The organism is Ruegeria sp. BB1 (assembly GCF_056539465.1).
Window position 1 is genome coordinate 1,495,746 of sequence record NZ_JBQFVB010000001.1, and the last position, 23,243, is coordinate 1,518,988.

Consider the following 23,243-nt stretch of genomic DNA (forward strand, 5'->3'; position numbering starts at 1 on the left):
ATGAGTACACGCAAGTTCAGCACCACCCGAGACATCTTGCGGTTTGAAGGCAAGGACAGAGCAGCCTATTGGCGGCGCTTTGCGATGCTGCTGACCCTATCGGTTGTGATCGCTACGATGGGCATGCTTCGCGATTCAGGCGCGGTGGTGATTGCCGCAATGCTGGTGGCGCCGCTGATGGCTCCCATATTGGGCGTGGCGGCGGCTATGGTCATGGGGTGGCTGGGGCGTGCGTTCTATCTGGCTCTGATTGTCTGCGGTGCGGCCATTCTTTGCGTATTGCTCGCGTGGCTCTTGGTCTATGTCGCAGATGTCCCGCGCGGCATCCTGATCCCTGATCAAGTCTTGGCCCGGACCGACCCCGGAACCGAGGACCTGATTGTCGCTCTGGCCGCAGGCGTCGCCGGTGCTTACGTGCAAATCAACCGCTCCGAAGCCAGCTTGCTGCCCGGCGCGGCCATCGGCGTGTCACTGGTGCCGCCCCTGTCCGCCTCGGGCGTTCTGCTGTATTTCGGCGAACCGGGCGAGGCGTATGAGGCCGGGTTGTTATTCGCCACCAACCTTGGCGCGATCATCCTGTCCGCCTGCGCGGTTTATATCGTGTACGCGGCCCGCTCGATGGTCTTCAGCAAAGGTCGCCGGAAACTGAACTTTACCGCCAGTGTGACTGTGACATTGGCCTTTCTGGCTCTTGTCGTTTTGCAGTTGGGTAAATCCACCTATAATCGCTATCTCGAAACCCGAACCGAAGCTCAGGTCGCACAAGCCATCCGCGATTGGGCAGACCCGGTGTCGGTCGAGGTCATCCGCATTGACGTAAACGCCAAACGCAAGCAGGCAGATATCTGGCTGATCGTCGACCTGCCGATTGAAGCGGCTTACAAAGTCTCCTCGGTCGCTGGATTGCTGCCAGAAAGCCTGCGCGAGACACCTTTGGTCGAAATCCTTCAAGATCAATTGGGTCCGGGCTATCTGGTGGTGGTGCGGTTCCAAAACAGGATTGGCGCGCAAGTCATTCTGGGCACCGATGCCGTCCAGCAGGCGCCGGATGTCGACGAGATCAGCGAAGAAAACTGACCGACACAGCCATTTAACGGCGGCAATTGGCATTGCGGGATGGTCAAAGCCCGTCAGCTTTGCAATAGCTGACGCAACCTTGCATTCAACTCGCCCGAGGTCCTCAATGACTCAGATCGTCCACGCCCTGTCCGACATATCCGACCGCTACAAAGCACTGTTCGTTGACCTTTGGGGCTGTGTTCACAACGGCATCACCGCCTTCCCCGAGGCCGTCGCTGCCCTCAAAGCCTATCGTGCGAAAGGCGGGATTGTCGTGCTGGTGACGAACTCTCCGAAACCCCGCGCGGGCGTTGCCCAACAATTGGTGCAATTCAACGTCCCCGAAGATGCCTATGACACCATCGCCACCAGCGGCGATTCTGCGCGGTCGGCGATGTTCCGGGGCGCCGTCGGGGAAAAGGTCTATTTCATGGGCGAATGGCAGCGCGATGCGGGGTTCTTTGAGCCGCTGAAAATACTGCACCACCCGATCCACATCGAACGGGTCCCGCTGGATGAGGCCGAAGGGATCGTCTGTTGCGGTCCGTTTGATCCGATGGCGGACCCGTCCGTCAACCGCGCGGATTTCCTCTATGCCAAGCAAAAGGGCATGAAGCTGCTGTGCGCCAATCCCGATATTGTGGTCGACCGGGGCGAGGTGCGCGAATGGTGTGCCGGGGCGCTGGCCAAACTGTATACCGAGATGGGCGGCGAAAGCCTGTACTTCGGCAAACCCCACCCGCCGATCTATGATCTGGCCCGCCGTAGGCTGCAAGAACTGGGCCACGACATCCCCGATGGCGACATTTTGGTGATCGGTGATGGCCCCCATACCGACATTCTGGGCGGCATGGGTGAGGGGATTGATTCTCTGTTTATCTCGGGCGGATTGGCTGCTGCAGAAACAAAAACTGAGCATCATCCGCACCACGAATCGCTAACTGACTACATTGCAAGGGAAAATATAAATCCCACCTATACAATCGGTCGCCTGAGATAAGCAGAAAAGGCTTGATTTTCTGCGCTTGCGAAGTAATAAAGTTGCCGAACACGGGCAACATTGATCCTTTTGTTGCTCAACGGATTCAAGTGAGGGCGACATGTTGGACAATCTTCCGCGCGGCACGATCTGTATTGAAGACATCGAAATGGGCATGACCCGTCACCTGCGCAAAGTGGTGACTGACGAAGATATCGAGATGTTTGCGCAGGTTTCGACCGACCGGAATCCGGTGCATCTGGATGATGACTATGCCCGCGACACGATCTTTGAGGGGCGCATCGCCCATGGGATGCTGACGGCGGGCCTGATCTCGGCCGTCATCGGCGAACAGCTGCCCGGCCACGGCACCGTGTATATGGGTCAGTCGCTGAAATTCCTGGCCCCCGTGCGCCCCGGTGACATGGTCTATGCCGAGGTCAAAGTGATCGACATCGACTTTGCCAAGCGTCGGGTGAAACTGGATTGCCACTGCGCCGTAGATGGCAAAAAGGTTCTGGTCGGCGAAGCAATGGTTCTGGCCCCGTCGCGCAAGTTCGACTGATCCAAAGCACAGCTTTACCAGCCTTGTTTCGTTCACCGGCCCGGTCTAGACCCGGGTCGGTAAACAATTTTGACAGCTACTTAATTTGCACGACCCCGCGCAGCGGCAGCACTTTGCTGTGCCAGCTACTAGCCGCCACGGGTTGCGCAGGAAAACCGGATTCGTACTTTCATGCCCCGATCTTGGAAGAATGGATGGCGTATTACGATCTGGATCGCAGCGCGTTTCCGGATACAAAAAGCACCCTGCGCGCAATCTTTGCCGAGGCCATTCACCAGAGAAAAGCCGCTACAGACATCTTCGGATTGCGCCTGCAAGGCAAAAGTCGGGCCTTCTTTCTTCAGCAATTGCGCAGTCTATACCCGACCGCCGGGGATGACCTAGCCCGGCTGAAAGCCACCTTTGGCGAGGTCTGCTTCGTTTACCTTAATCGGCGCAACAAGCTGGAACAGGCTATTTCGATTGTGAAAGCCGAACAGACCGGATTGTGGCACCGCAACGCAGATGGGACCGAGTTGGAGCGTCTCACCCCACCTGCCGACCCGGTTTACGATCCGATCGCCATCGCCCGATACATGGCTGAACTTGAAGAAGGGGATGCGGCCTGGCGTGACTGGTTCGCCGCGCAGCAGATCACGCCGCATATCATCCATTACGAACAACTTGAAAACGATCCAATTGGCGTTTTGACCGATGTACTATACCTGCTGGGGATCGATCCCGCGCGGGGTGCCGAGTTCACGCCCGCCACAGACAAGCTGGCAGACTCGGCAAACCGGGAATGGGCCAGACGTTTTTTGGCCGATCATCCCACACACTGACAATGCAATCAGATGCTTGAACCCGAACCGCAGTCCCGTTAGGCAGATGCTATGCGCATCATCCGTGATTTTCAGTTCATCGAGCCTCAGGACCGCGGCGCCAGCGTGGCGATCGGGAATTTTGACGGCGTCCACATCGGCCACCAGTCTGTGATCGAACTGGCCCGCAATGCCGCGCCGGATGCGCCTTTGGGGGTGATGACCTTTGAGCCGCACCCACGCGAGTATTTCGCACCCGCAGCCCCGCCTTTTCGCCTGATGCGCTGCAATGCCCGAGCGCACCGGCTAGAAAAGCTGGGTGTCAAGAAATTGTATGAACTGCCCTTCAATTCCGCCCTTGCCGGGCTGACTCCGGAAGAATTCGCGTCGAACGTGATTTGCGACGGGTTGGGCCTTTCGCATGTGGTTGTCGGTGCCGATTTCTGTTTCGGCAAGGGGCGCAGCGGTACGGCGGATGATCTGGTTCGGTTCGGTCAACAAATGGGCTTTGGCGTCACCATCGCACCTTTGATGGAGCGGTCCGAGAATATCGTGTCGTCCACCGCGATCCGTACAGCGCTGACCGAAGGCCGCCCTCGCGATGCGGCAACCATGCTGGGCCATTGGCATCGGATCGAGGGTCCGGTGATCGGCGGCGAACAACGTGGCCGCGAGTTGGGCTTCCCGACCGCCAACATGTCCATCGAAGGTCTGCACCCGCCAAAATTCGGCGTCTACGCGGTGCTGGTCGATGTGTTGGACGGCCCGCATCAAGGCAGCTATCAAGGCGCGGCCTCGGTCGGGACGCGGCCAATGTTTAAGGGCGAAGTACCGAATATCGAAACCTTCCTGTTCGACTTTTCAGGCGACCTTTATGGTGCGACCCTATCGATTGGTCTGGTTGAATATCTACGACCTGAATTGACCTTCGACGGGCTGGACGGGTTGATTGCACAAATGAACTCTGATTGTGATAAGGCCCGAACACTGCTGGCGACGCTATGACCGCCGATCCTATTGATCGCGCTGGCCTGAGCCCCCGGTTCTGGGAACGCAAACCCCTAACCAAGATGAACGAGCAAGAGTGGGAGGCGCTTTGCGACGGCTGCGGCAAGTGTTGTCTGAACAAGCTTGAAGACGAAGACACAGGCGAGGTGGCCCTGACCTGCGTCGCCTGCCGTCTGCTGGATGATGAGACCTGCCGCTGCACCCAATACGATATCCGCCACCAGTTCGTGCCGGAATGTATCGTGATGAAGCCCGACAATATCGACGATCACGCCTATTGGCTGCCGCAAACGTGCGCTTACAGGCTGTTGTGGGAAGGGAAACCTCTTTACGACTGGCACCCATTGATATCAGGTACAGCGGACAGTGTTCACGCTGCCGGAATCTCAGTTCAGGGGCGCACGGTGTCCGAGTTCGAAACGCCCATCGAAGAATGGGAAGACTATATCATCGAGGAGCCCAGCTGATGTATTTTGCCTCTGACAATTCCGGGCCGGTTCATCCGCAGGTCATGACCGCTTTGAACGAAGCAAATCAGGGCTATCAGATGGCCTATGGGGCCGACACACTGATGAATGAGGTGCGCGATCGAATTCGCGGCATCTTTGAAGCGCCCGGTGCTGCGGTGTATCTGGTAGCCACCGGAACGGCGGCAAACTCGCTGGCTCTGGCTACGTTGGCACAGCCATGGGAGACGGTGTTTTGTTCGCCGGTCGCCCATATCCACGAGGATGAATGCAACGCGCCGGAATTCTACAGCGGCACCAAGCTGACTTTGGTACCCGGCAGCGACAAGATGGATCCCGAAGCGTTGCGCCGTTCCATTCTGGCCGAAGAAACCCGCGGTGTGCATGGTCCGCAACGCGGACCGGTTTCGATCACCCAGGTGACCGAGCGCGGCTCAGTCTATTCGCTGGAGGAGTTGCAGGCATTGTGCGGCGTAGCAAAGGAGTTTGACCTGCCCGTCCACCTGGATGGAGCTCGGTTCACAAACGCTTTGGTCGCGCTGAACTGTTCTCCGGCTGAAATGACGTGGAAAGCGGGCGTCGATGCGGTCAGCTTTGGCGGCACCAAGAACGGTTTGATGGGGGTCGAGGCAGTTGTCTTCTTTGACGAATCCAAAGCCTGGGAGTTTGAACTGCGGCGCAAGCGCGGTGCGCATCTGTTTTCAAAACATCGCTATCTGTCCGCACAGATGGCAGCCTATTTGCAGGATGACCTGTGGTTGACTATGGCACGCAAGGCCAACGCCAATTGTGCCCACCTGGCCGACGGCCTGCGCGCCAATGGCGCGACTTTCCTGCACGAGCCGCAGGCCAACATGGTGTTCGCCCAGTTTTCCCGCGCCCGGCACAAGCAACTGCATGAGGCCGGGGCGATCTACCACCTCTGGGGGGCCGAACTTGACGGGGCGAGTGACGAAGAGACGCTCGCCTGCCGTCTGGTCTGTGACTGGTCGATCAGCAGCGACGATATCGACCGTTTCCTCGACCTGCTTTGACTGGCATGCCGGTCAACCCTTGGCCTCGGTCAGGTGCCGGTCCAGATCATCTAAACGGTCCTGCCCCCAGAACCGCTGGCCATCCTCAGTAATGTAGAACGGCGCGCCAAAGACGCCGCTTTCAACGGCCTCTTCCAGATTGGCGGCATAGGTTTCGGCGCCGACCAGCAGGCCACTGTCTGCCAGATTTGGGTCAAAGCCCGCCTGCGTCAGGCAATCGCGGATCACATCATCCTGTGCGATGTCTTTTTCCTCGGCCCAACAGGCCCGCAGCAAGGACTGGACCAACTTACCTACATCCCCTGCCCCATCCTTCATCGCTGCAATCACCGCATAGGACGACGGCGCCATATTGGTCGGCCAATGCGCCGGTTGCAGATTGAATTCTATTCCCAGGTTCTTGGATTGGCGCAGCAGTTCCTGCGCCCTGTATTCATTGCGCGACGGGTGGCGATCTTTTGGCGGCGTTCCCCCCGTACGCCCGAACAGCGCCATGATATCCAGCGGTTTGTAATTGATCGTCGCGCCATGCTTGGCCGCGACCTCCTCCAGCCGCTCACCTGCCAAATAGGTGAATGGCGAAATTGTCGCAAAATAGTAGTCAATCCGGGCCATGTGCACTTTCTCCGCTGCGTTACCTTTGCTGGACGGTAAGGCCATGCTAAGCGGTGTCAACATCACGAATCTGTCACATTTGCCATTGCTGCCCGGGGACCTCAGCCGATGCCGACACTCAACGAACCCAAGCTTATCGCTGGGAACGCAAATCTTCCGCTTGCCGAATCCATAGCTCGCCGCATGAGCCTGTATCGCGGCGTCGATCAGGGTCTGGTCGATGCGAGAGTTGAACGGTTCAATGACGGCGAGATTTTCGTCGAAGTGTTCGAAAACGTGCGTGGCGAGGACATGTTCATCGTCCAGCCAACCTCGAACCCCGCCAATGACAATCTGATGGAGCTGCTGATCATTGCCGACGCGTTGCGCCGGTCATCGGCCCAACGGATCACCGCTGTTATCCCCTACTTCGGTTATGCTCGACAGGACCGCCGCACCAAGGCCCGCACGCCGATCAGCGCCAAGCTGGTGGCCAACATGCTGACCGGTGCAGGGATCGAGCGGATCCTTACCATGGACCTGCACGCAGCGCAGATTCAGGGGTTCTTCGATATGCCGGTCGACAACCTCTATGCCTCGCCAATCTTTGCACTGGATGTAAAACACCAGTTCAAGAACAACCTGGATGAACTTATGGTTGTCTCGCCCGACGTGGGCGGTGTGGCCCGTGCACGTGAACTTGCCAAACGCATCAGCGCTCCCTTGTCGATCGTTGACAAACGACGCGAAAAGGCTGGCGAAGTGGCAGAAATGACCGTGATCGGCGACGTCAAAGACAAGATTTGCCTGATCGTGGACGACATGTGCGACACTGCCGGCACGTTGTGCAAAGCGGCTCAGGTACTGATGGATAACGGTGCGAAAGAGGTTCACTCTTACATCACACACGGCGTCATGAGCGGCCCGGCAGTCGAACGCGTAACCAATTCGGTAATGAAGTCGTTGGTGCTAACCGACACGATCCAGCCAACCCCAGAGATCGCAAAAGCCAAGAACATCCGCATCGTACCAACGTCTCCGATCTTCACGCAGGCGATCCTGAATATCTGGAACGGTACCAGCGTTTCGTCGCTATTCGAAGACAAGACCTTGATCCCGATCTACGAGTCTATGTACCACATGGACTAAGTTTGGATCGGGCGGTCCTTTTGGGCCGCCCTTCCCTTTGCAGGCCTCCGCGCCCGCGACCAACCTGCCACGAAAATCAGCGTGGTTATCTGTGGAAAGTCCCATGACAGTCAACAAACGCATCGTTCTCTCCAGTGACCACGCAGCCATTGATTTGCGTCAGGCTGTTGCCGCCCATGTTGCGGCAAATGGCTGGGAAGTGGTGGACATCGGCCCTACCACTCCTGAAAGCACCCACTACCCCCTGCACGGCAAAGCTGCTGCACAGGCTGTGGCTTCGGGCGATTGCCAATTGGGAATCGTTCTGTGCGGCACCGGTCAAGGCATCATGATGGCCGCCAACAAAGTCCCCGGCATCCGTTGTGGTGTTTGTTCCGACGCGTTTTCGGCCCGGATGATCCGCCATCACAATGACGCAAACATGCTCTCCATCGGTGCGCGCGTTGTGGGTGAAGGTCAGGCGTTGGATATCGTCGATGCCTTTCTGACCGCCGAGTTTGAAGGCGGCCGTCACGCGACCCGTGTGGACATGATTGAGGGAAATGAGGCCTAGAGCAGCATTTCACGCCACTTCAGACCACCGCAATCCTGGCAACGCCCGCTTGCAGAGCTTTGTTGGACCGTGTCTGGAACACGTCAATGCATGTCGGCGATGCAACTTTATGAGCGACCTGTGCCTTAGCGCTACGAATGTTGTCAAACGTAGAAAAGTTCAGACGTCTCACACCCAATTATGTTGCGGCTCCTTTCTTGGCCTCGGCGCATCAATTGCGCTGACGTCAGACCAATTTTCAACACATTGCCCTGGCAAAAAACCTACAAGCACTAACTGATAGAGTTTCAGACCTCGACCCATGTCCAACACAAGCTTTCAAGACCGCATTCAACGCATCAACGCCAATAACCCTCAAGCAACCTCTGACCTTTCGCAAAAAGTAACAAAAGCTCCATCACTCCGACCAAATCACTGGAAGGTCCTTGTCGGCATACTGTTTTTGAGTGTCGGGCAACAAGCAGTAAAACAGGCGAACGAAAGTTACGAGGTTATAAAGCAAAGCTATGGGATCGGTGCCGCAGCCGGGCTGGGTGTTGCGGGGGTGTTCGCGTTAGTGGCTGGCTGTATCCTTATGTACCGCGGCATTTTGGCTGGTGACAAACAGCGGAACAAGGCGATCTCGGACGCCTCCGAAACGGGAGGGCGTCGAAAGCGTATTACGTCAAACAGGGCTCGGACCATATGTTCCATAGTAGGCTTCAGCTTTGGCGCCATTGCCACATTTTACCTTATTACAGGCAAAATCGCCCACTCGATGGATACCGAGAGTGCCCGAGAGTACGCCCTCGGGGCCAGCGTGATTATGATTGGTCTCCCTATGCTTTCTCTGCTCATAGGATTTATCGGACTTTTCGTGCGTGGTTTTGCCTTGGGTCGTGTTTCCGTATTTTGCGTGCTTGGAGCCGTCATAACGATTTGCGCCATAATTCTGAGCGGTGCTAATCCTTACGAGTGGAACTGGTTGTTTTCCAGACTACACTGATTATCCCGAAAAGCGCGTAGCATGTTTTTCAAACCACTTCCTGGCTCAGGCGTTGAATCAATCACGAGATATCCCAGTCATCCTCATGTGCGACCTCACCAATGGCCGTCCATGTCACCCGTATCCGGGCAATTCGCGTATCCGACCAGGTTCGGAATACGGTAACAAAGCCCTCAGGTGTAATGTCCGCAGTCGTCACCTCGGCACGTAGCGCCGAGGACGTGTCCACATCCCATAAAGACACGCCAATCTGAACCACCGGTGCGGTTCGAAATGGCTGACTGAAGAGGATCGCAGACCGCCGTTCGCGTGGCCCCTCGCCCGTCCACATATCGCCGCCATCAGCGAAATCGGAAAACAGCACTGACTCGCCTTGGTCGATACCAATAGGGTGGGTTCGAAAAGTCTTCATTGTTGATGTCTTTGTCTTTGTATTCCTTACACCTATCCTGCGGCCTCGGCAAAATCACGACAAAAAAACGGCCCCGCGCAGGCGGAGCCGTTATAAATCACAAGAATTGCCAGAGCCTTACAGGCTCATATGCGTTCCAAGGGCTTCCATGTCGGCCAGCAACTTGGCAGCGTCGTCAACGATGGACTGATCATCGCCTTCCTTCGCTGCCTCGTGCGACGCGCGTGCCTCGGCGATCAGATCGTCCAGGTGTGAGCGTGTCATTTCGGCAACCGGGATCGCCTTTTCGGCCAGAACCGACAGGCCATCGCCATTGATCTGAGCAAACCCACCGGTGACCAGGTATTCGCTGGACCCTTCAGGTGCTTCGACCTTCAGGATGCCCGGGCGCAGCGTGGTGATGGTGGGTGCATGATCGGGCATCGCCGTCATGTCCCCGTCCGCGCCGGGAATCTGGACCGCCGTCGCGCTGAGCGAAGCAAGGCTCCGCTCGGGGCTGACGAGGTCGAATTGCATCGTGTTTGCCATCAGGGATACTCCTTAGGCGGCTTCTGCGGCCATCTTTTCCGCTTTGGCGATCACTTCGTCGATGCCGCCAACCATCAGGAAGGCCGCTTCGGGCAGGTGATCGTATTCGCCAGCCACAACGGCCTTGAACGACGCGATGGTGACATCCAGAGGAACCTGAACGCCAGGGCTACCGGTGAAGACCTGCGCCACGTCGAACGGCTGCGACATGAAGCGTTCGATCTTACGGGCACGGGCCACGGTCAGTTTGTCCTCTTCCGACAGCTCGTCCATGCCAAGGATGGCGATGATGTCCTGCAGCGACTTGTAGCGCTGAAGGATCTGCTGAACATCGGTCGCAACCTGATAATGCTCTTCGCCAACGATGGCCGGGTCGAGCAGACGCGAAGTCGAGTCGAGCGGGTCAACCGCAGGGTAGATACCCTTTTCCGAGATCGCACGGTTAAGAACGGTAGTCGCATCCAAGTGAGCGAACGAGGTTGCCGGCGCAGGGTCGGTAAGGTCGTCCGCAGGCACGTAGATCGCCTGCACCGAGGTGATCGAGCCCGACTTGGTCGAGGTGATGCGTTCCTGCAGGGCACCCATGTCAGTGGCCAGTGTCGGCTGGTAGCCCACCGCCGAAGGAATACGACCCAGCAGAGCCGAAACCTCGGAACCCGCCTGCGTAAAGCGGAAGATGTTGTCGACGAAGAACAGAACGTCGGTACCGGACTGGTCGCGGAACTGCTCGGCCAGGGTCAGGCCGGTCAGAGCAACACGCGCACGCGCTCCGGGAGGTTCGTTCATCTGACCGTAAACCAGGGCCACCTGCGATTCCGACAGGTTGTCCGGCTTGATAACATTCGATTCGATCATCTCGTGGTACAGGTCGTTCCCTTCACGGGTCCGTTCACCAACACCCGCGAACACCGAAAAGCCCGAGTGCACTTTTGCGATGTTGTTGATCAGTTCCATGATCAGAACGGTTTTACCAACGCCAGCGCCGCCGAACAGGCCGATCTTACCGCCTTTGGCGTAAGGGGCCAGCAGGTCCACAACCTTGATGCCGGTGACCAGAACTTCCGACTCGGTCGACTGTTCTGCGAAGGTCGGTGCAGGCTGGTGGATGGCGCGGGATTCGGTTGCCTCAACCGGGCCCTTTTCGTCGATGGGATCGCCAACAACGTTCAGGATGCGGCCCAGGGTGGCGTTACCAACCGGAACCGAGATCGGCGCGCCCATGTCGGTCACTTCAGCACCACGAACCAGACCTTCGGTCGCGTCCATCGCGATGGTGCGGACAGTGTTTTCACCCAGGTGCTGGGCAACTTCCAGTACCAGACGCTTGCCGTTGTTTTCGGTTTCCAGCGCGTTCAGAATTTCAGGCAGCTGATCTTCGAAGTGCACGTCGACGACGGCCCCGATGATCTGTGTGACTTTGCCTTTTGCATTCGCCATATTGTTGTCTCCGGTTTTCTTACAGCGCTTCGGCGCCGGAAATAATTTCAATCAGCTCGTTGGTGATCACGGCCTGACGCGAGCGGTTGAATTGGATCGTCAACTTGTCGATCATCTCACCCGCGTTGCGTGTCGCGTTGTCCATTGCGGACATCCGTGCACCCTGTTCAGACGCTCCGTTTTCGAGCAGGGCCGAGAAGATCGCGGTTGCAACCCCCTTGGGCAGCAGGTCGGCCAAGATGGCCTCTTCGCTGGGCTCGTAGTCGAAAACAGCACCGCTATCGTCACCCTCGGTTTCCTCGAACGAGGCGGGGATGACCTGCTGTGCCGTCGGGATTTGGGTCACAACGTTGACGAACTTCGAATAGAAGATCGTGGCAACGTCGAACTCACCCCCGTCAAAGCGCGACAGGACGTCCTTCGCGATGTCTTGCGCATTGGTGTAACCCAGACGCTTGACCTCGCTCAGGTCGATATGTCCAACGAACAGATCGCCAAAATCACGCTTGAGCGCGTCGCGGCCTTTTTTGCCGACGGTCAGAACTTTGATCGTCTTGCCTTTGGCGCGCAGCTCGTCCGCCTTTTGGCGGGCCAGCTTGGCGATGTTCGAGTTGAAGCCGCCACACAGGCCGCGTTCAGCTGTCATGACAACCAGCAGATGGACATCATCACTGCCCGTACCACGGAGCAGCTTGGGGGCGCTGTCGCTGCCCCCGACCGACGCCGCCAGCCCCGCCATCACGGCATTGAACCGTTCGGCATAGGGGCGCGAGGCTTCGGCAGATTCCTGGGCGCGGCGCAGTTTTGCAGCCGCGACCATCTGCATGGCCTTGGTGATCTTGCGGGTCGATTTGACCGACTCGATCCTGTTTTTAAGGTCCTTAAGATTTGGCATATGCCCGCCTCTCCCTTAAGCGAAGGTTGCGGCGTATTCGTCCAGCGCAGCCTTGATCTTATCGGAAGCGTCACCCTTGATCTTGGGATCTTCGTCCGTGATCCACTGAAGCAGATCCGCGTGCTTGCCACGCAGGTGCGCCAGCAGGCCAGCTTCGTAACGGCCAACATCGGACACGTCGATCTTGTCGAGGTAACCGTTGGTACCGGCGAAGATGACGCAGACGATTTCAGCATTGGTCAGCGGCGAGTACTGCGGCTGTTTCATAAGCTCGGTCAGACGCGCTCCACGGTTCAGCAGCTGCTGGGTCGCGGCGTCCAGGTCGGAACCGAACTGAGCAAACGCAGCCATTTCACGGTACTGAGCCAGTTCCAGTTTAACCGGACCGGCAACCGACTTCATCGAGTTGGTCTGAGCCGAAGAGCCCACACGCGAAACCGACAGACCGGTGTTCACAGCAGGACGGATACCCTGGTAGAACAGTTCGGTTTCCAGGAAGATCTGGCCGTCGGTGATCGAAATCACGTTGGTCGGAATAAACGCCGAAACGTCACCACCCTGAGTTTCGATAACCGGCAGAGCAGTCAGCGAGCCCGCACCGAAATCCTCGTTCAGCTTCGCCGAACGCTCCAGCAGGCGCGAGTGGAGGTAGAAAACGTCGCCAGGATAGGCTTCACGTCCGGGCGGGCGGCGCAGCAGCAGCGACATCTGACGATAGGACACAGCCTGCTTAGACAAGTCATCATAGATGATCAGCGCGTGACGGCCATTGTCTCGGAAGTATTCGGCCATCGCGGTTGCAGCATAGGGTGCCAGGAACTGCATCGGTGCCGGGTCGGACGCGGTTGCGGCCACAACGATCGAGTATTCAATCGCACCGGATTCTTCCAGCTTCTTCACCAGCTGCGCAACGGTCGAACGCTTTTGACCGATGGCAACGTAAACGCAGTACAGTTTCTTCGACTCGTCGTCGCCTGCTGCGTCATTGTACACTTTCTGGTTCAGGATCGCGTCCAGAGCAACGGCAGTTTTACCGGTCTGACGGTCACCAATGATCAGCTCACGCTGGCCACGGCCAATCGGGATCATCGCGTCAACCGATTTCAGGCCGGTTGCCATCGGCTCGTGAACCGACTTACGCGGGATGATGCCTGGTGCCTTAACGTCTGCAACGCCACGCTTGGTTGCGTTGATCGGGCCTTTGCCGTCCAGCGGGTTGCCCAGACCGTCAACAACACGGCCCAGCAGCTCGTCACCGATCGGAACGTCCACGATCGAGTTGGTGCGCTTGACGGTGTCACCTTCTTTAATGTCACGGTCGGAACCGAAGATAACGACACCGACGTTGTCGCTTTCCAGGTTCAGCGCCATGCCCATGATGCCACCGGGGAATTCGACCATCTCACCGGCTTGTACGTTGTCCAGGCCGTATACACGGGCAATCCCGTCACCGACGCTCAGCACGCGGCCAATCTCGGCCACTTCGGCTTCCTGACCAAAATTCTTGATCTGGTCCTTCAGGATTGCAGAAATCTCTGCAGCTTGGATTCCCATTTATCCGACCTCTTTCATTGCATTCTGTAGGGAGTTCAGCTTCGAACGGATCGAGCTATCGATCATTTTCGAGCCCACTTTAACGACAAGACCGCCGATGAGGCTTTCATCAACGGTCGCATTGATTGTCACGGTCTTGCCCACACGCTCGGACAGCGTCTTGGACAGTTTATCCAGTTGCGTCTTGGTCAACGCCTTGGCCGAGGCGACATCGGCGGTCACTTCGCCGCGCTCGTCTGCCAGCATGTCGCGCAGTACCTGCACCAGTTGCGGAATAACAAACAGGCGGCGCTTTTCGGCCATCAGACCCAGCGTGTTGCGCAGGATGGTATGCAGACCCATCTTGTCGGCAATCGCGGTAATCGCTGCTTCCTGTTCGGCGCGGGATACCAGCGGCGATGCAATCAGGTCGCGCAAGTCGGCGCTTTCGCCCAAAGCTGCTGCCAAATCGTTGATGCCGGTTTCCAGACCTGCAAGGTCATTATTCTCTTTGGCGATCTCAAAGATCGCGGTGGCATAGCGTTCAGCAATGCCAGTGGAAATCGAAGCTGGTTCGGACACGTCCACCCTTCCGATATTTGAGGCCCCGATTTTGAGTAGCGGCCGCTACCAAGGGGCGTGAGGAAACCCCGCCCAGACGGCCGGGGATCAAAATCACCGGGGATGTAGCAGAGCCGAACCAAGCTAGCAATATATTATCACGGCAAGCACTTTATCCACAAAATGTTTTGTTTCAATTACTTACGGAGGGTGCGACCCTTTTATCCGGCTGGAAGGCAGGAAAAATGTTACGAAAGTGTAGGTTTTTGCGATTCCTGTGACCTATTTCCCGCAAATTCGGGCTTTGAAACGTCCCAAATCGACACAAGAATTATGCTGGCTTCAACAGTCCATCTAGCGCCTTGATCGGGCGACGTTCGGTATCTTTTGTGACGGTGCCGCTGGGGGGGCGGATGTGCTTGGTGACCTCTACCATCAGCACGCCCCCGGCCATCACCGTTGGCATGCGTTGACCAGTTTTTTCGATCAGACTGCCCGATTTCAACCAGAACCGGCGAAACGAAGGCGGCATATACAGGGCCGAGCAGTGGCCTTCGGGAATGAAGTGATGCGCCTTGAGCTGGCTTTCCAACTGCGACGCCGAATACGGGCGCCCGAATCCAAAGGGCGTTCGATCTGATCGCGACCACAGCCCGGCCCGGTTCGGCACAATGAAAATCGCGCGCCCTCCTGGTCCGAGAACCCGCCAGCATTCGTTCAGCAATTCGCTGGGCTGGCCTGAGGTCTCCAACCCGTGCATCACGACCAATTTGTCCACGTGCCCGGTTTCAATGGGCCAGAGTGTTTCTTCGGTCAGCACAGAGACATTGGGCATCCCGGCAGGCCAGGGCATGACCCCCTGCGGCCCTGGCATCAAGCCGATGACACGACGCGCTTCTGCCAGATATGGCCGCAAAAGTGGCACCGCGAAGCCAAAGCCTACTACGGTCTGACCTTTGGCTTCGGGCCACAACTGCGTCAGCCGTCCACGAATAGCGGCCTGCGCCGCACGGCCCAATGTGCTGCGGTAGTAGAAATTCCTCAGATCCTGCACATCAAGATGCATTGCGGACACCTGGTCAATCGGCTTAGCTGGGCGCAGTCTAGCAACGAAAGGGCAAAAGGCCATGCCTCTTGAGATCGTAACCATCCCATGTCTCAGCGATAATTATGCTTTTCTGGCGCATGACGCCACCAGTGGCCAGACCGCCCTGATTGATGCGCCCGAAGCAGGACCGATTCTGGCAGAACTGGACGCCCGCGGCTGGACGCTAAGTCACGTGTTGCTGACCCATCATCATTGGGATCACGTCGACGGGCTGACCGGTATTCTGGAAAGACACCACGCCAAAGTCATTGGTGCCAGTGCCGACGCCCACCGCCTGCCCCCACTGCATCTGCAAGTGGCCGAGGGCGACTCGTTCCAGATTGGTGACGAACCGGTGCAGGTATTGGATGTGTCAGGCCACACGGTTGGTCATATTGCATTCTACATGCCGCAAAGCGCTGCCGTTTTTACCGCAGACAGCCTGATGGCCCTGGGCTGCGGCCGCCTGTTCGAAGGTACCGCGCCGCAGATGTGGCAATCTCTTTCCAAGTTGGCCGCACTGCCCGACGAAACAATCGTCTATTCGGGCCACGAATATACGCAATCCAACGCCAAATTCGCCATTTCGGTCGATCCAGGCAATGCCGCACTGCAGCAACGCATTGCGGATATCGACACCGCCCGCGCCGCCGGAAAACCTACGGTTCCCTCGAGCCTGGCGCTGGAAAAGGCCACAAACCCGTTCTTGCGTGCCACTGATGCGTCGATTCAGGCCAATCTGGGTATGGAAAACGCCGAACCGACGGCTGTATTTGCCGAAATCAGGGCTAGAAAAGACCGCTTCTAATGCTTATTTCGCGCTCTTCACGGCCACGGTCACAGGAAATGTGACTGTCAAGTGAAAGAAAACCCTTGAAGCCGGGCCACGATCAACCAAACTCTATTAGTATGAGGACATGGTTGAACCGGGGCCACATCCTGCCCCTTTCGACCCAAGACAGAGGAGCACCCGCGTGCCTTCATTCTCGAGCACTTTAGAACAAGCCATCCACGCGGCCCTTGCGGCTGCGAATGAACGGCGACATGAATTTGCAACGCTGGAACATCTGCTGCTGGCGCTGCTGGAAGAACCCGATGCCATCCGCGTCATGAAAGCCTGCAGCGTCGATCTGGAAGAATTGCGCAGCACTTTGGTCGAATTCATCGACGAAGACCTGTCTAATCTGGTCACCGACATTGATGGGTCCGAGGCCGTACCAACCGCCGCTTTCCAGCGCGTGATTCAGCGCGCCGCGATCCACGTGCAAAGTTCGGGCCGCACCGAAGTGACCGGAGCCAACGTTCTGGTCGCCATCTTTGCTGAACGCGAAAGCAACGCAGCCTATTTCCTGCAAGAACAGGACATGACGCGCTATGACGCGGTGAATTTCATCGCACACGGCGTAGCCAAAGATCCGGCATATGGCGAAAACCGCTCGGTTTCCGGCGCGGATCAGGTCGAGGAAGAGGCTCAATCCAGCACCACTGATGGTGATCAGAAAGAAAGCGCGCTTGGGAAATATTGCATCGATCTGAACGCCAAGTCGCGTGCAGGCGATGTCGACCCCCTGATCGGTCGCGCCGATGAGGTGGAACGCTGCATTCAGGTGCTATGCCGTCGCCGCAAGAACAACCCGCTGCTGGTGGGTGACCCGGGCGTGGGCAAAACCGCCATTGCCGAGGGTCTGGCCCACAAGATCGTGGGCGGCGAAGCCCCTGATGTGCTGTCGAACACCACCATTTATTCGCTGGATATGGGCGCGCTGCTTGCGGGCACCCGCTATCGCGGTGATTTCGAGGAACGGCTGAAAGCAGTCGTGACGGAATTGGAAGATCACCCCGACGCTGTGCTGTTTATTGACGAGATTCACACCGTGATCGGTGCCGGTGCGACTTCGGGTGGCGCGATGGATGCGTCGAACCTCCTGAAACCTGCCCTGCAGGGCGGCAAGCTGCGCACCATGGGCTCGACCACTTATAAAGAGTTCCGTCAACATTTCGAAAAAGACCGCGCGCTCAGCCGCCGGTTCCAGAAGATCGACGTGAATGAACCTTCGGTTGAAGACAGCGTAAAAATCCTGCGCGGTCTGAAACCCTATTTCGAGAAGCATCACGAGATCAAGTACACTGCGGATGCGATCAAAACCGCCGTAGAACTGTCGGCGCGCTATATCAATGACCGCAAACTGCCAGATAAGGCCATCGACGTGATCGATGAGGCCGGTGCCGCACAGCATCTGGTCGCAGAAAGCAAACGACGCAAGACCATCGGTGTGAAAGAGATCGAGGCCGTCGTTGCCAAGATCGCGCGCATTCCGCCCAAAAACGTCACCAAGGACGATGCGGAGGTTCTGAAAGATCTGGAAACTTCGTTGAAACGGGTGGTGTTTGGTCAGGACGAAGCTATCGAGGCGCTTGCCAGCGCAATCAAGCTGGCCCGTGCTGGTCTGCGCGAACCAGAAAAACCCATCGGCAACTATCTCTTCGCTGGTCCAACCGGTGTGGGTAAGACCGAAGTGGCCAAACAGTTGGCAGATACGTTGGGCGTGGAACTGCTGCGCTTTGACATGTCGGAATATATGGAAAAGCACGCGGTCTCCCGTCTGATCGGTGCCCCTCCGGGTTATGTCGGGTTCGATCAGGGTGGTCTGCTGACCGACGGCGTGGATCAGCATCCGCATTGCGTGCTGCTGCTGGATGAGATCGAAAAGGCCCACCCGGACGTGTTCAACATCCTGCTGCAGGTGATGGACCACGGTGAGCTGACCGATCACAACGGCCGCACGGTGAATTTCCGCAACGTGGTTCTGATCATGACGTCGAACGCGGGTGCGCAGGAACAGGCCAAGGCCGCCATTGGCTTTGCCCGTGACCGCCGCGAGGGCGAGGATACCGCTGCGATCGAACGTATGTTCACGCCGGAATTCCGCAACCGTCTCGACGCCGTGATCTCATTCGCACCTCTGCCGAAAGAGGTCATCCTGCAAGTGGTCGAGAAATTCGTCCTGCAGCTTGAGGCGCAATTGCTGGATCGCAATGTGACCATCGACCTGACGCCCAAAGCCGCCGAATGGCTGGCCGACAAGGGCTATGACGACAAGATGGGTGCGCGTCCTCTGGGCCGCGTGATCCAGGAACACATCAAGAAGCCTCTGGCCGAGGAGTTGCTGTTCGGCAAGCTGGCCAAGGGTGGTGTGGTTCGTGTCTCGGTCAAGAAGGGCGAGTTGAACCTGGAAATCTTCGGCCCCGATCAGCCGCGCATTCCGGGGGACAAGCCACCGCTGCTGACCGCAGATTGATTGCATCGTGATACAGAAAGAAACCCGCCTTCAATGGCGGGTTTTTTTTATGTTTATTTGGTGCGCTGTGGATGCGGGCTGTGAAAATACTCTGATCGACGGCGCCGTGAAGCCCGATAGGCCGACAGAAAGACTTGAGCATAACGCAGCCCGTCGAAACTCTGAGACAAAGCGGACACCAACGCGATTCCAACGTCCCTGGCTTTGCGAATGCGCCCGGCCCTGGTTTGCACAAAGTATTCGAGATCAATGAAACGAATTTGCTGCCCGTCCCAGCACATATCCCGAAAAGCCGGGCGCCCGTGGGCTAGGTCGATTGAATGCAAGCGTGCCAACGCTTGCCCCGCCGCATAACATGCCTTTTCTTTATCCCCAGCGGTCAAAGAGTTAGACTTGCAGATGTCAGTCAGACTGGCGCCAGCATCTTTAAGCACAAAGTAGCCCGTGCCTTCGGTCACAATTGCCGGGACTGGCACACCGCTGTGCCACAGGAAATGATGTGAACGCCGGTCCCGGTCGAACGCCATATTCGGAGTTCCCTTTACCAGCCAAAGCAAAGGCGCAGACTGCTCAATGCGCTTCATCCAAAACGGGGTTCCTTTTAAGGTCTCAAACCGGGCCACACGCCGATAAGGTGCTTGCAGGGCCTCATCAACCGCGCTTTGCAATTCAACTGCCAATTTGTTCAAATCCGTACCTGCTCAACCTATGGTGCAGATATAGGGGCATCACACTCGCCTTTCACCCAGCGCGAGCTAAAATTGCGGCGGATCGAAGCCACTTTCGTCTGCCTGAAAAACCCATTGTAGCGATTTAACGCTCAGTCAATTTCAACTCGATCCTGCGGTTCTGGGCGCGGGCTTCGGGGGTATCGGCGGGATTGACAGGCTGGAACTCTCCAAACCCGTTGGCGGCCAGCCGGTTCGGCGGGATACCCAGCGCTTCGACCATGTATCGCACCACCGAAAGCGCCCGGCCCTGGCTGAGTTCCCAATTGTCGCGATACCGGCCCGTCCCGGCCAGAGGTACGTTGTCCGTGTGGCCATCGACTCGGATGACCCAGTTCAGCCCCTCGGGAATTTCTGCCGCTACACTGCGCAGGATATTCGCCACCTTGGCGACCTCTTGCCGCCCGACCGGCGACAGCGTAGCTGATCCTGTGTCGAACAGCACCTCGGATGAGAAAACGAACCTATCTCCTTCGATCCGCACGCCTTCTTCATCGCCAAGGACATCGCGCAAACGACCGAAGAATTCAGAACGGTAACGCTGAAGGTCCTCGGCCTGTGCGGCTAGCTCTTCGGCCTCGGCCTCAAGGCGAACGCGCTCGGCCTCTTCCAGCAGTCGGCGGCGACGTTCTTCCGACGCGGCCCGCGCCAACGCTGCATTCAGGTCCTGACCCAGCGTCTGGATACGGATATCGGCGGCCGCATTGCGCTCCTGATAGTCGTCCAGCAACGCCTGCAACCCACCCAATTGTTCGCGCAGTGCCGCCATTTGCTGATTGAGCAATGCCGTTTCGCGCTGCGCTTTTTCCGAAATCGCCTGCTCATTCGACAGCGTATCACGCGCAACGGCCAGCAAGGCCGCGCGTTCTTCGGCCAATGTGCGTTGTTCCTGCGCTTCAGCCTGAGCCTCGGTTCGAGCTGCCAAAGCCGCCTCAAGCTGGGCTCGCAATTCTTCTGCGTTCAAGGCCCCAAACTGCCGTTCCAATTCGGCTTTTGCAGCCTGTGCAGCGGCCAACAGTGTCAAGGTCTCTTCAGCCTCTTTCCGCTGCGCTTCCAGCGCCAAGGTCATGGCCGTCAGTTCAGCATCCGCGTTCAGCAATCGGTTGCGCAGATTTTCGGCGGCGGCGGCCTCAGCCAGCTTGGCAGCCTCTTCGGTGCTCAGTTGTTCTTCTAGCTCAGAAATCCGCGTGGACTGCGCCGCATCGCTTTGTTCCAGATCAGCAACCAAGGCTTCCAGCGCCTCGCGTTGCGCTGCAGCCAGACGCGCGGCTTCGGTCTGTTCATCGATCTCAGCGCGGCTTTGCGCCAAGGCCAGATTCAACGCGCCCTGCTCATCAACCAACTCGGCGATTTGACCCTGTGCACGCTCCTGCTCTACCAGCAGGGCCGCGACCTGAGCCTCAAAATCGGTCAGTTGGATCTGCGCTTGCACCAGTTCGTTCTCTACCTGCGACAGAGTCGAGTTCAACACACCCAACCGCGCTTGCAACCGGCTGTTTTCCCGTTCTTCCAGCCCCAACGCTCCGGCCAGCGCCGCAACCTCATCCGACAAGGCGGTCAGTTCGTCCTCTTGCCCGGAAATAGTCTCACGCAGCACAAACTGCACGACCATGAAGATCGTCAGCACAAATGTCAGCACCATCAAAAGTCCGGTGATCGCATCCACAAAACCGGGCCAGACCGAACCCTGGAACCGTTGACCTGTGCGTCGGGACAGGGCCATGGATTACTCTCCTTCCGGAGCGGTTCGCACGGCGCCTCGGGGTAAGGTCAGGGCTTTGACCAGCAATTCGATATCCTTGCGCAACTCGCTCATGCTTTCCTGACGGCCAGCCGAGATTTCTTCGAGAATACGAAGCAACTGCACATCCATCGAGCGCAGGCGCATACGGCTTTCGGCGTCTATCCCGTCACCAGCGCCCTGTTCGCGCATGTGATCCAGCAGGGCGTCCTGCCCAAGCGCAACCCGTTCCAAGGCAGCTGTCACGCCCTCGGTATCGGACTGTCGCACGTTCATTTCGCCGATCGAATCCGCCAACTGGCCCAGTTTGGACGACACCGCAGCGCGATCAGCCTCTTGCGCTGAAAACAGATCCTGCAGCGCGTTCATCTGTTCGGACATGGCATCCAATACTGGCGTCAGAACCGCCAGTTCAGCGCCACCTTCATCGCTGGCCCCGAAGCCAACGCGGGTGATCGAGGACAACCATTCCTCAAGCTCGCGGTAGAACCGGTTCTGTCCATGGCCCGCAAACAATTCCAGAAGACCAACGATCAGCGAGCCAGCCAGACCCAACAACGAAGACCCGAAGGCCACGCCCATGCCCTGCAGCTGCGATTCCAGCCCGACCATAAGGCGATTGAACACGGCCAGCCCCTCTTCACCTTCCTGCGGGTTAAGGCTGCGGATTGTGTCCACGATGGCGGGAACCGTGGTGGCCAGCCCGAAGAACGTACCCAAAAGACCCAGATAGATCAGGACGTTGGTGATATAACGGGTGATCTCACGTTCTTCCTCGACCCGTTCTGCGACTGAATCCAGAATGGACCGTGTCGAGGTTGAGCTGATCTGAGACCGCGCGCCCCGTTCGCGGAGCAGGGATGCCAACGGTGCCAGCAATTGCGGTGTGCGTGCATCTTCGCGCACAACACCGCCCACAAACGCCTCGATCCATCGGACAGAGCCGATCAGTTGGGTCACCTGAAAGAAACAGGCGAAAACACCGATGATGAACACCAGGATGATAAAGCCGTTCAGGTATGGGTTGGCTTCAATCACCGGCATCACATAGGGCAAGGCCATAAATACGCCCAACCCGGCCAGACCTATTGCGACCAACATCATCACAATCTGTCGAATGGGATGCGAGAAATGAGGTCTCGCGCCCTGATGTGCCTGCGCCATGCGCGTGGTTCCCGGTTTTTGCCTGCTCTGCGCTGAATCTAGCGAACTTATACCGGTGACGCCAAGGGTTTATGCGGTGATATCACGCACACGTTGCGCCAACCACTCAAGATCGGGGTCGCGCAGGTCGATCTCGGCCAAATGTTCGGCGGTGTTATAGAGGTATTCGGTGTTTGGCCCCCGCCCGCCGACCGCATGGGCGATTATCTGGGCCTGCTCTTCCAGAGGGATACCGCCGCAATACTGCACATGATCGGCGTCGATCACGTAAGTCACGGCATTCACAACCTCGCCGCTGTCCAGGTGCAGGTCCAGCATCTTCTCAACATAGGCCGACGAGATCAGCTCGCGCTCGCGCAATTCATGCAGGGTGCGGTCTTCGTGTCCTGCCTCAACCGCCAGAGCCAGCCCCTTGCAATTGGCGTCGGCCTGTTCGTCCAGCGCCAGAACCAGACCAGGATGGTCTTCAGTACCGCGATGGTGGATCGAGCTCATGCAAAAGGACCGCGCGTAACCGTTCAGTGTGGCGCGTTCACTGCGGGCCACCGGAAAGCCCGGATTCCACAGCAGCGATCCATATCCGAAAACCCACATCGTCATAGCACTGGTCCTTGCCCGTTTGCGTCTATAAACATCAATTCCGAGGTGGGAAAAAGGGCGAACTG

At 57.7% G+C, this 23,243-nt stretch carries 24 protein-coding genes; 12 read left to right on the forward strand and 12 right to left on the reverse strand.

The annotated features are described in order from the left end of the window. From ACR0AL_RS07490 to ACR0AL_RS07520, 7 genes are all read left to right on the forward strand, one after another. Entirely contained in the window at positions 1 to 1,077 is a 1,077-nt protein-coding gene (locus tag ACR0AL_RS07490; RefSeq protein ID WP_170347832.1) for a DUF389 domain-containing protein, read from the forward strand. 106 nt (positions 1,078 to 1,183) lie between these two features. Then, positions 1,184 to 2,059 (forward strand): TIGR01459 family HAD-type hydrolase, encoded by an 876-nt coding sequence (locus ACR0AL_RS07495; RefSeq protein ID WP_170347831.1) that lies wholly within the window; start codon positions 1,184 to 1,186, stop codon positions 2,057 to 2,059. A 100-nt stretch (positions 2,060 to 2,159) separates the two neighbouring features. After that, entirely contained in the window at positions 2,160 to 2,603 is a 444-nt protein-coding gene (locus ACR0AL_RS07500; RefSeq protein ID WP_058275996.1) for a MaoC family dehydratase, read from the forward strand. A 23-nt stretch (positions 2,604 to 2,626) separates the two neighbouring features. Further along, positions 2,627 to 3,424 carry a Stf0 family sulfotransferase gene (locus tag ACR0AL_RS07505; RefSeq protein WP_480662486.1) on the forward strand — a complete coding sequence of 266 codons (798 nt, stop codon included), beginning with the start codon at positions 2,627 to 2,629 and terminating at the stop codon, positions 3,422 to 3,424. Positions 3,425 to 3,475: 51 nt separating this feature from the next. After that, positions 3,476 to 4,408 (forward strand): bifunctional riboflavin kinase/FAD synthetase, encoded by a 933-nt coding sequence (locus ACR0AL_RS07510; RefSeq protein WP_170547941.1) that lies wholly within the window; start codon positions 3,476 to 3,478, stop codon positions 4,406 to 4,408. Beyond that, entirely contained in the window at positions 4,405 to 4,878 is a 474-nt protein-coding gene (locus tag ACR0AL_RS07515; protein WP_170408970.1) for a YcgN family cysteine cluster protein, read from the forward strand. Before ACR0AL_RS07510 ends, ACR0AL_RS07515 begins: the two co-directional genes overlap by 4 nt. Then, a complete protein-coding gene (locus ACR0AL_RS07520; RefSeq protein WP_480662488.1) occupies positions 4,878 to 5,912 on the forward strand; it encodes a threonine aldolase family protein in 1,035 nt (344 codons plus the stop codon). Before ACR0AL_RS07515 ends, ACR0AL_RS07520 begins: the two co-directional genes overlap by 1 nt. 12 nt (positions 5,913 to 5,924) lie before the next feature. Here the strand turns inward: ACR0AL_RS07520 and ACR0AL_RS07525 are convergent, their stop codons facing one another. After that, positions 5,925 to 6,527 (reverse strand): DsbA family protein, encoded by a 603-nt coding sequence (locus tag ACR0AL_RS07525; protein WP_480645995.1) that lies wholly within the window; start codon positions 6,525 to 6,527, stop codon positions 5,925 to 5,927. A gap of 108 nt (positions 6,528 to 6,635) precedes the next feature. Between ACR0AL_RS07525 and ACR0AL_RS07530 the strand changes: the two genes are divergently transcribed. The 3 genes from ACR0AL_RS07530 (at position 6,636) to ACR0AL_RS07540 (ending at position 9,193) form a co-directional block, all read left to right on the forward strand. Further along, entirely contained in the window at positions 6,636 to 7,655 is a 1,020-nt protein-coding gene (locus ACR0AL_RS07530; protein WP_170347825.1) for a ribose-phosphate pyrophosphokinase, read from the forward strand. 103 nt (positions 7,656 to 7,758) lie between these two features. Continuing rightward, a complete protein-coding gene (gene rpiB, locus ACR0AL_RS07535) occupies positions 7,759 to 8,208 on the forward strand; it encodes a ribose 5-phosphate isomerase B (RefSeq protein WP_170347824.1) in 450 nt (149 codons plus the stop codon). A gap of 301 nt (positions 8,209 to 8,509) precedes the next feature. Continuing rightward, positions 8,510 to 9,193, forward strand: coding sequence for a hypothetical protein (locus ACR0AL_RS07540; protein WP_480662490.1), 684 nt, complete (start codon positions 8,510 to 8,512; stop codon positions 9,191 to 9,193). 61 nt (positions 9,194 to 9,254) lie between these two features. Here ACR0AL_RS07540 and ACR0AL_RS07545 read toward each other — a convergent pair whose 3' ends face one another. The 7 genes from ACR0AL_RS07545 to ACR0AL_RS07575 form a co-directional block, all read right to left on the reverse strand. After that, positions 9,255 to 9,605, reverse strand: coding sequence for an H-type lectin domain-containing protein (locus tag ACR0AL_RS07545; RefSeq protein ID WP_170347822.1), 351 nt, complete (start codon positions 9,603 to 9,605; stop codon positions 9,255 to 9,257). Between the two features lie 117 nt (positions 9,606 to 9,722). Then, a complete protein-coding gene (locus ACR0AL_RS07550) occupies positions 9,723 to 10,133 on the reverse strand; it encodes a F0F1 ATP synthase subunit epsilon (protein ID WP_170347821.1) in 411 nt (136 codons plus the stop codon). Positions 10,134 to 10,145: 12 nt separating this feature from the next. Continuing rightward, a complete protein-coding gene (gene atpD / locus ACR0AL_RS07555; protein WP_170347820.1) occupies positions 10,146 to 11,570 on the reverse strand; it encodes a F0F1 ATP synthase subunit beta in 1,425 nt (474 codons plus the stop codon). A gap of 19 nt (positions 11,571 to 11,589) precedes the next feature. After that, positions 11,590 to 12,465 carry a F0F1 ATP synthase subunit gamma gene (locus tag ACR0AL_RS07560; RefSeq protein WP_058280013.1) on the reverse strand — a complete coding sequence of 292 codons (876 nt, stop codon included), beginning with the start codon at positions 12,463 to 12,465 and terminating at the stop codon, positions 11,590 to 11,592. A 15-nt stretch (positions 12,466 to 12,480) separates the two neighbouring features. Next, positions 12,481 to 14,019: a F0F1 ATP synthase subunit alpha gene (atpA, locus tag ACR0AL_RS07565; RefSeq protein ID WP_170347819.1), complete on the reverse strand. Its 1,539-nt coding sequence runs from the start codon at positions 14,017 to 14,019 to the stop codon at positions 12,481 to 12,483. Next, complete coding sequence (locus ACR0AL_RS07570; RefSeq protein WP_170347818.1) at positions 14,020 to 14,580, reverse strand: F0F1 ATP synthase subunit delta; 561 nt, start codon at positions 14,578 to 14,580, stop codon at positions 14,020 to 14,022. A 310-nt stretch (positions 14,581 to 14,890) separates the two neighbouring features. Then, on the reverse strand, positions 14,891 to 15,625 hold the full coding sequence (locus tag ACR0AL_RS07575) for a class I SAM-dependent methyltransferase (RefSeq protein WP_170347817.1): 735 nt from the start codon (positions 15,623 to 15,625) through the stop codon (positions 14,891 to 14,893). A gap of 61 nt (positions 15,626 to 15,686) precedes the next feature. Between ACR0AL_RS07575 and gloB the strand changes: the two genes are divergently transcribed. Together gloB and clpA are read left to right on the forward strand one after the other, a co-directional pair. Continuing rightward, positions 15,687 to 16,454 (forward strand): hydroxyacylglutathione hydrolase, encoded by a 768-nt coding sequence (gene gloB, locus ACR0AL_RS07580; RefSeq protein ID WP_170347816.1) that lies wholly within the window; start codon positions 15,687 to 15,689, stop codon positions 16,452 to 16,454. A 166-nt stretch (positions 16,455 to 16,620) separates the two neighbouring features. Then, on the forward strand, positions 16,621 to 18,945 hold the full coding sequence (clpA, locus tag ACR0AL_RS07585) for an ATP-dependent Clp protease ATP-binding subunit ClpA (protein WP_170347815.1): 2,325 nt from the start codon (positions 16,621 to 16,623) through the stop codon (positions 18,943 to 18,945). Between the two features lie 53 nt (positions 18,946 to 18,998). Here clpA and ACR0AL_RS07590 read toward each other — a convergent pair whose 3' ends face one another. The 4 genes from ACR0AL_RS07590 to ACR0AL_RS07605 all read right to left on the reverse strand — a co-directional run bounded on the left by ACR0AL_RS07590 (position 18,999) and on the right by ACR0AL_RS07605 (position 23,178). Continuing rightward, entirely contained in the window at positions 18,999 to 19,529 is a 531-nt protein-coding gene (locus ACR0AL_RS07590) for a phosphotransferase (RefSeq protein ID WP_480662492.1), read from the reverse strand. A 229-nt stretch (positions 19,530 to 19,758) separates the two neighbouring features. Then, complete coding sequence (locus ACR0AL_RS07595; RefSeq protein WP_170360561.1) at positions 19,759 to 21,396, reverse strand: peptidoglycan -binding protein; 1,638 nt, start codon at positions 21,394 to 21,396, stop codon at positions 19,759 to 19,761. Between the two features lie 3 nt (positions 21,397 to 21,399). Further along, the gene (locus tag ACR0AL_RS07600; protein WP_170347812.1) at positions 21,400 to 22,578 is read right to left on the reverse strand and encodes a biopolymer transporter ExbB; all 1,179 of its coding nucleotides are present in this window, start codon (positions 22,576 to 22,578) and stop codon (positions 21,400 to 21,402) included. 69 nt (positions 22,579 to 22,647) lie between these two features. Next, positions 22,648 to 23,178, reverse strand: a complete 531-nt coding sequence (locus tag ACR0AL_RS07605; RefSeq protein WP_170347811.1) for a gamma-glutamylcyclotransferase — start codon at positions 23,176 to 23,178, stop codon at positions 22,648 to 22,650. Positions 23,179 to 23,243 lie beyond the last annotated feature (65 nt).